5 protein-coding genes and 1 pseudogene are annotated in these 7,830 nt (G+C 38.5%); all 6 read left to right on the top strand.

Annotation, left to right across the window (positions count from 1 at the left end; genetic code table 11):
- A partial coding sequence (locus CKF58_RS08350) for a hypothetical protein (protein ID WP_222987656.1) occupies positions 1-188 on the top strand: 188 nt, incomplete at its 5' end.
- The gene (locus tag CKF58_RS01625; RefSeq protein WP_119530245.1) at positions 154-333 is read left to right on the top strand and encodes a hypothetical protein; all 180 of its coding nucleotides are present in this window, start codon (positions 154-156) and stop codon (positions 331-333) included. The genes CKF58_RS08350 and CKF58_RS01625, both read left to right, overlap by 35 nt.
- 2 nt (positions 334-335) lie before the next feature.
- Positions 336-971 (top strand): hypothetical protein, encoded by a 636-nt coding sequence (locus CKF58_RS01630; protein WP_119530246.1) that lies wholly within the window; start codon positions 336-338, stop codon positions 969-971.
- A gap of 124 nt (positions 972-1,095) precedes the next feature.
- Positions 1,096-1,569: a hypothetical protein gene (locus CKF58_RS01635; RefSeq protein ID WP_119530247.1), complete on the top strand. Its 474-nt coding sequence runs from the start codon at positions 1,096-1,098 to the stop codon at positions 1,567-1,569.
- Positions 1,570-1,611: 42 nt separating this feature from the next.
- Positions 1,612-2,235 (top strand): annotated as a pseudogene (locus CKF58_RS01640) (autotransporter domain-containing protein); the annotation flags it as partial.
- A 957-nt stretch (positions 2,236-3,192) separates the two neighbouring features.
- Entirely contained in the window at positions 3,193-7,311 is a 4,119-nt protein-coding gene (locus tag CKF58_RS01645) for a S8 family serine peptidase (protein ID WP_119530249.1), read from the top strand.
- Positions 7,312-7,830: the final 519 nt, after the last annotated feature.

The following is a 7,830-nucleotide window of genomic DNA, read 5'->3' on the forward strand; positions in this document are numbered from 1 at the left end:
TAAATTTTCGGGAAATTAGGGTATACCTAACTGGTAAAATTTATCATTACTCAGGTAACCTAGGTTTCTTAGTTGGTTTAGGTGACGCGAAAAAATTAACTACTGATGTAGTTATTGATTATCACCAAGCGGATACAACTTTTGCTAAAGCTGATGCTTACTCACAACCTGTATTTACGCTTTATTAACTACCAAGCAAACAACATTAGCGCACGTAATGCGACAATTGCAACCGTACAAGCGGAAGTTACAGATTTAACGTTAGAGAACAGCCAAGTAGCAGCAAATATTATGACTCCATCCAGTCATAAGCTGATTACACTACTTCTCTAGCAGTGAAAAACTTAACTACAGTTGGTGATAGTAATGAGCTATCTGTATACTTAACCGACTCTGCGAACTTAGCTACTAAGTACAACGGACAAGAAGTTACGGTAGTAAGTTGGGAAAGCTTAACTGGTAATGGCTTTAAAGCTGTACGTCTAGATAAAGCAGTTAATACTCCGTTTATCAATACTACTTTTGTCCTAGATCGCGCTCAAGCTCGTAATAATGGTGCGGTTAAACTGAAAGTTGAAGTTAAACAAGCAACTGATGTAGCAGCACAACAAGCAAGCGATACTAAACTAAGCTCGGCTGATACAGCATTAATGCTAACTGGTGCTGCACAAGTAAACGCAGTAATCACTAAAGGTTTAGCGCAAGCTGCAAGTACTACAAGTGCTAAAGCTGTAACTTTAACGGCTGATGAAGAAACTGCAAGCGCAACTAATACTGAAACTTCTGTGGTAACTAGTCAAGATAGTGGTACAACTGATACTGCAGCTGCAGATAGTACAAATACAACTGACACTAATGCAGCAAGCTCAACTACAAGCGAAGCAGCAAGTTCAGCAACTGCAGATACGTCTACAGCAACTACAGAAACTACAAATTCAGATACCACAAGCTCGACTACTGCTGATAGTTAAAGTTCAGAAGCTGCAAGTTCAGACGCATCAAGCTCTGCATCAACTACAGAGTCTGAGGCTGCAACAGAAACTAATACTGGAGCTGCAACAGATAGCAATACCTCGACTGGTAACACTGATTCGAGTGCTTCTACAAGTACTGCAGAGACAACTGATAGTACAGGTACAACTGCTGATAACACCTATAGATACTACTGATACAACTGCAGATACAACAGACGCAACAGATGATACATCAGCAAGTACCACAACCGCTGAACAAGCTGCAACACAAACTATTCTTGGTATGAATAGTCAACAGTTACAACAACTCTTTGCTTCAGCTTCTGGTGTAGCTTATGCGAATATGCGATTAACTGCTGCGCAAGATACACGTAAACAAGCAGAAGACTTTGGTTGTGTAGCTACAGGTCGTTACTTAACTACTGATGAACAAACATATGCGTATGTAGACTTCGGTGGTCGTAACAATGCTTGGAAAAACTCAGATACAGTATTAAAAGGTTATTACAACCTTTACGGTACTACAGCTGGTTTCTACACCCAACGTGCTGGTTGGAACTTTGGTGCTGCGGCTCATGTTTCTCGTGCAGACTGACGTGAAGGTCTACGTGGTACAGATCTAGATTACGCTAAAGCGCGTATCAACAACATGGGTCTAGTAGTAAGTGCTGGTAAGGCATATGAACGTGCATGGTTATCAACTAGCGTGTTCGCTTTCTCACACCGCTACAAAGTAGAACGTAGTTCATTAGAATCATCTGATCAAAGTGCAAACATAAGTGCAGGTAGCTTTGGTGCAAGTGTACAAGCTGGTTACTTAGTATTTGATAATGCTAAAGCAGGTATGGAAGTAAACGGTGGTTTAACTGCACAAGTTTACTCACAATCAGGCTTTACAGAAACTGCAGCAACTGAAGAAGCAGCTGCGCTTTCATTAAGTACTAAGTCTCGTATTACAACTAATGCTTACGCTAACTTAGGTACTAAACTTTGGTACAACTTTACAGCATTTAGCTTTAACCACAGTTTAGACGCAAGTCTAAATCTATATCAACGTCTAACCGAAAACCGCTTTAATGTAATAACAACAGCTGGTGATCGTTTAGCGCATGGCTTTACGAATGGCTTCTTAGCTGAATTAAGTGTTGGTTATAACGTACACTTAACAGAAAAATTAAGCATCCGTTTAGCTGGTGGTTTCAGCAAAGCTAAAGACTGGAAATCAACAGACGGTAAATTAACCTTTAAATATACGTTCTAATTTACTCGGAAATATTTTCAGTTTATAATATTAAAAAAATCATACAGATAAATCCCTAGCTCTAGTTCAGTAAGACTGAACTTAGCTAGGGATTTTTTGTGTTTGTATTTTCATGAAAAGATGACTATTATTTTGAGGATTTTTAGCTTCTTTGCTGCTTTAAATAGACAAAACTAAAGTTGTGATTGTTGTTCATTGCCCGTATTTAGCCAAAAGATCACTCAAAGCTAAAAATATTTTGCTCTTTCATCCAAAATTTAGCTAAAATCAAATATATAGGCAAATGATTTTTATCATCGGCATTATTTAAATAAATTTACACTAACTCTTTGGTTGTTTACATCTCAAATTAACCATAAGGTTGTCTGAAATTCAAATTAACCATAGAGTTAGGAAGTAGATTATTTATTGCCCTTATGGAGAAGATTTTGCCAGATACAGTTTTACCCTGTACTCAAAAAGATTAAGATTAGATTTTGATTGATAGCTCCTTTTGCGGTGCTTAGTAATAATAAATTGAAGAATAGTTACTCGCTAAGAGTAGTTTCTATACTCTGCGTAACATGTAGACATCGTAACCTACACACAATGTAGCTTATATGATGAGTTGCTTATACCATAAGTAACTTAAATAATAGCTTGTATTATGAGTTGCTTGTACCATGAGTAACTTAAAGTGTAGCTTGTATTATGAGTTGCTTGTACCATAAGTAACTTAATGTATAGCGTGTATTATGCTTAACTTGTACCATGGGTAACTAACAAGTTATCTTTTGTAGTTTATTACTTTGCTACCCTAACTCTGTTTGTCTTCTTAGTGCCTAAGTTAAATCCTTGTGGTATATCATCTTGACTTAGGTTAAACAGAGTTCCTTAGTCTCACTCTCAATTCACAATCAATCTTTACCCTAATATACGAGTTACAGTTTCCTTAACTTAAACTTATTTTCATGTATTATGCGTAAAAGATTCCCCTTATCCAAAAGCGCCTCAGCTTTAAGTGTAGCTTTAGCTACCGTACTTGCTAGTTGTGCTACTGATGATAGTATACGCACTCCAGCAACAGCTGATGCTACCAGTCAAGCGTTAAAAAACGCTTATGCTGATCGTTTACCAACCAGCATTACGATTACTCCTCCAACTTATACCGCCTATTTTAATAAGCAATCAACAACGGTGCTTGCGAGTTTAGATTCTAGTTTTACACCAGAATCACGAACTTCAGCGACTCTTGGAGCTAATGCCGGACGTACCCCTGATGTTGATAATGAAAAATACTCTTCTGCGCACTTTTTAGATTTTGATGATTCATATGCTTATAACAGCATTTTAGATGTAGTAACAGATTGGCAGCCATTTGCATTAGCTTATAACGGTATTGCTATGTCGAGTCAATTAAATGGCACTGCCATTCAAAGTGGAGTAAGTAGTCGTACTATTCCTCTGCGCCCAGGTATTGCTGCTAATTCAGAATATGCATTTATCCAAGGGCAAGGAGTTAGAGTTCTCGTTTACGATTCAGAATTTAATAAAGACCAAATCCTCTATCAAAACGAAAGTAAAGCCTCTGCAGCTAATTGGGCAAACAATAACCAAGATGGTTATACTTCGTTAAAAGTTTATACAGTTACCCCAGATCCAACTTTAAACTCTAATCCGCGCTATACCGATCCAGTAACAGCTCCTAAAGTAGCAACTAATCCGAATTATAGCTTTGTAGAGAAAACTGATTTTACCGGAGCTAAAGACGGACACGGAACTTATGTAACAGCTGTAATGGCGCAGCGTTCAATGGGCTATCTAGGGGTTGCTCCTTATGCTTCATATTACTTAGTTGATAGTGACTCGGCTCTTGCTGCTTATAAAACACGTGAAGATCTAACCCACACAGATGTTATTGCTCGTGCTGTACGCGAGTTTAAGCCACGAGCGGTTAACCTTTCGATGACTTTACCTGAAGGTAAATATGAGCCGTTTTTATATCCACTCGTAGATCGTAAAAAAGCTTCAGAAGATACTTTAGCACGTTATAAACTTTACGATGCGTCACGTGCGAGTACTTCGGTTGGTGGTCTGTTCTCGACCCAACCATACGTTAGTCAAATGATGATCGATCTTAAACGTGATCTGGGAGATGATACACCACTGATTGTACAATCGGCGGGTAACGTGAGCTCGTTTTTTGACTGGTTAAAGGTAGCACGTTATGTGTATGGCTTTAGTGATGAAACCTTAAAAGAATGGGCAGACAAAGGTTACAACGTTGGCTACACCATCCTCGAAGGAGACATCATTGCGCAAACGTTCAAAGATAATCCAGCTGCCAAAGAGAGCTTACTGATTGTTGCTGGTGCTTCAACGGACTATCTAGATTTCTTACGTGAACGTACTTCTAAAGCCATTAATGATTTCTTAGAAAATCCAGATCAAGAATATTATGAAATTGCCGTAAGCTCTCGTGAGGATATCTATACCTCTGTATACTTAGATCGCGTAGTAAAAGGTCGTCAGATCTTTGTTGATCCTCGTTCTCGTGCTTGTGGGGTAGTAGCTGAAGATTGTTTAGTAGCACCTTTTAATGTTCCTGTAGCTAATGCGAATGACTTTGTAAGCTATAAACAAGGTACGTCTTACTCTGCACCTATAGTGACTGGTATCGCCGCAGCGGTTGCTGGACAATTCCCATTCTTAACCGGTGCACAATTAAAAACCGTACTGACAACAACCGCTCTTGATTTAGGTGAAGTGGGAGTTGATAATGTCTACGGTTGGGGGATGGTAAATGCTGATCTAGCTTTACGTGGTCCGGCTTATTTTGCTAAAGATAAAACCTTTGCCGTAGATATGACGCGTGAGTTAGATAATCCAGCGACGCACTTCTACTTCTATAACATGATTGTTGGACAAGGTGGCTTAAGTGTTGCAGGTCCGAGCAATCGTTACTTACATGTTTTAGGACGTCAATTCTATACAGGTAATACTACTCTTACTTCGGGTAATTTAGTCTTTGGACGCGTAGGCTTTATCACTAATCCACCATCTGTACTAAGCAGTACTTATCAGTATTCACGTGGGGAAACCGAAGTTTTAGTGGATGGTACGGCTCTAGCACAAGCTAAAGATTCTAAATCTGCCTATGCAGAACCTACACTTTACCTCTATGGTTATGAGTTAGATAAGGTAGATGTTAAATCAGGATCTTTAGTGGGGAACACTGCTCGCGTTAATAACTTAACGCTGGATAATAGTAGCGTGGCTTTAATCATTCGTGCGCAACAATTACCAGATGAAAGCATTACTCTAGGTACACCACTACAAACTGAAAAACTAACGCTAACTAATAAACCAAGCATTGTAGCATTTACTGATGGTAGTACTTATTTACCAACTGCTACAAGTGGACAGTTTAAGTTAGTTTCTTGGTTTGAGCGTGAGGGGGAGTTTGGTGAGGTAGAGTTATATGGCACTCCATCTCTAAGCCTAACCAAAGCTGAAGACCCATATCAAACTAATGGCTATGTAGTTAACTATCGTGTCTTAACCAATACTGAAACTGCAAGCAATTTAGGCACGAACTTAAGTTCAGTAGACCAGCAAGTGGCACTAGCTGGTGCGGCAAAAGTAGATCAACTGTTTAATGCTGCTAATAAAGAAGTAGCACAACAAGCATTAATTGTTAATGCCTCTGACAATGAAGCACAAGCAAACCAAGCATTAACCCAAGCTTATGAGCAAGTAGCTGCTAACTATAACTTAAGTCCGGTTAATGTAGATGGTTACAACTTAAGTGCAAATTTAGAGAATACTTCAGGTTATGCCCAAGCACAAGCAGAAGCTTTAGCGAGTGACAAGACTAATGCACAAGCTGTTACTAAAGTAGGTGTGCGTTTAACAGCTGATGGATACACTGCAGCATCAACTGCTAGTGCCGATAGTACATCCGCTAGCAGTACAGCTACAAGTTCTAATTCAACAACTCGAGATGCTACATCTAGCGCAGCAACTAGTGCAGCAACTAATGCCGCAACTGGTAACACAGCAGCAACCGCTGCAGATACGACAAGTGTAAGTGCAACTGCAGCCCAGATCCAAGGAATGAATGCACAACAACTACAACAACTCTACATTAGTAGTTCTGGTGTTGTGTACAGTAACCTGCAACTAGCTTTAGCGCAAGAAGCCCAAGACCAAGTTACAGACTTTAGTCAAACTGCTCTTGCTCGTTACAAAACCAACGACTCTAAAGTATATGCTTACGTAGATGTAGGTGGTAGCCACAATACTTGGAAAAATGAACAATCTGTACTTAAAGGTAAATTAGACCTTGTTGGTACAACTGCAGGTTTCTATTTCCAAACAACTAATGGTATTAACCTAGGTGCTGCGACACACACGAGCCGTGGCAACTGGCACGAATATGTAAAAGGTGCACCTAATGATGTTGCTCATGCCAAAGTAAGCACAGTTGGTTTAATGGCATCTGTAGGTAAAGCCTTTGATAGTGCATACGTTGGGGCGAGTGTTTTTGGATTTAAACACTCAAGTGAAGTTAAACGTTCAACTCTTAACACCGAAGACCAACAAGCAACCTTAGACAATAAAACCTATGGTTTACGTGTGGAAGGTGGATACAAGCTTGCAGCTAACCAAGTTTTTGGCGTTGAAGTGCAAACAGGCTTAACTACTTTAGTAGATAAACAAGCTAAGTTTAAAGAAACTTCATCTTCTGAAGCTGCGTCTTATCTAGCCGTAGATGCTAAAGCTAAAACCCGCACTAATACATATTTAGACTTAGGTGTTAAAGGCTATTACAACTTTATTACCTTTGGCTTTAACTCAAGTTTAGACGCTAATTTACGTCTTACTCAAGCTCTAAGTAATAATCGTTATAACTTAACAGATGCAAGTGCTGGTGATTTAGCTTATGGTTTTACTAATCGTTTCTTAGCAGCTCTAACTCTAGGTTATAACATTAACCTAAGTGAGAAATTTAGTGTACGTTTAGCAACAGGCTATACTAAAGCTAAAGACTGGCAAGCAGTTAATGCTAAATTAGGTTTACGCTTAGCTTTCTAAGTGCAAAACAAAGCAACAGCGATAACCTAAATTTTAGTTATTACTTGAGTTTTGGAGAACAGATCAGGCTGGTTTGAAGACAAAGATAGTCAGAAAAATTAAGTAGTGCTATCAAGTTTAGTTTGTCAACTAAAGTGGTACTTGGTACTATCAGCTCAGTTTGAACCTAAACTTAGATAAGTAGGTACAATTTAATCTTTTTTCTGATTTACTTTATCTTCTTGAGATCATATATATATCTAAATTTAGTATGATTTTGCTCTGATTCTGATCTTACTTTGATCTGATTTTTCTCTTACTAGTCTCTTAATTAGGTAAGAATTTTTGCCAAAAGATGAAAATTATAAATATTTGAATGTATTTTATGTTTATAATTAAAGTAATGATCTGCTCTTTTGAGCTAATAGAGTAATTGAAAAATAAACTCCAAATTAATACCATCCAGAACGAATAAGAACTACCCAGAAATAATTTTGGGTAGTTTTTTTGTACAAAAACTTTTGCAACCTAAATTCCGCA

This window comes from Psittacicella hinzii, from assembly GCF_003585935.1.
Classification (GTDB): domain Bacteria; phylum Pseudomonadota; class Gammaproteobacteria; order Enterobacterales; family Psittacicellaceae; genus Psittacicella; species Psittacicella hinzii.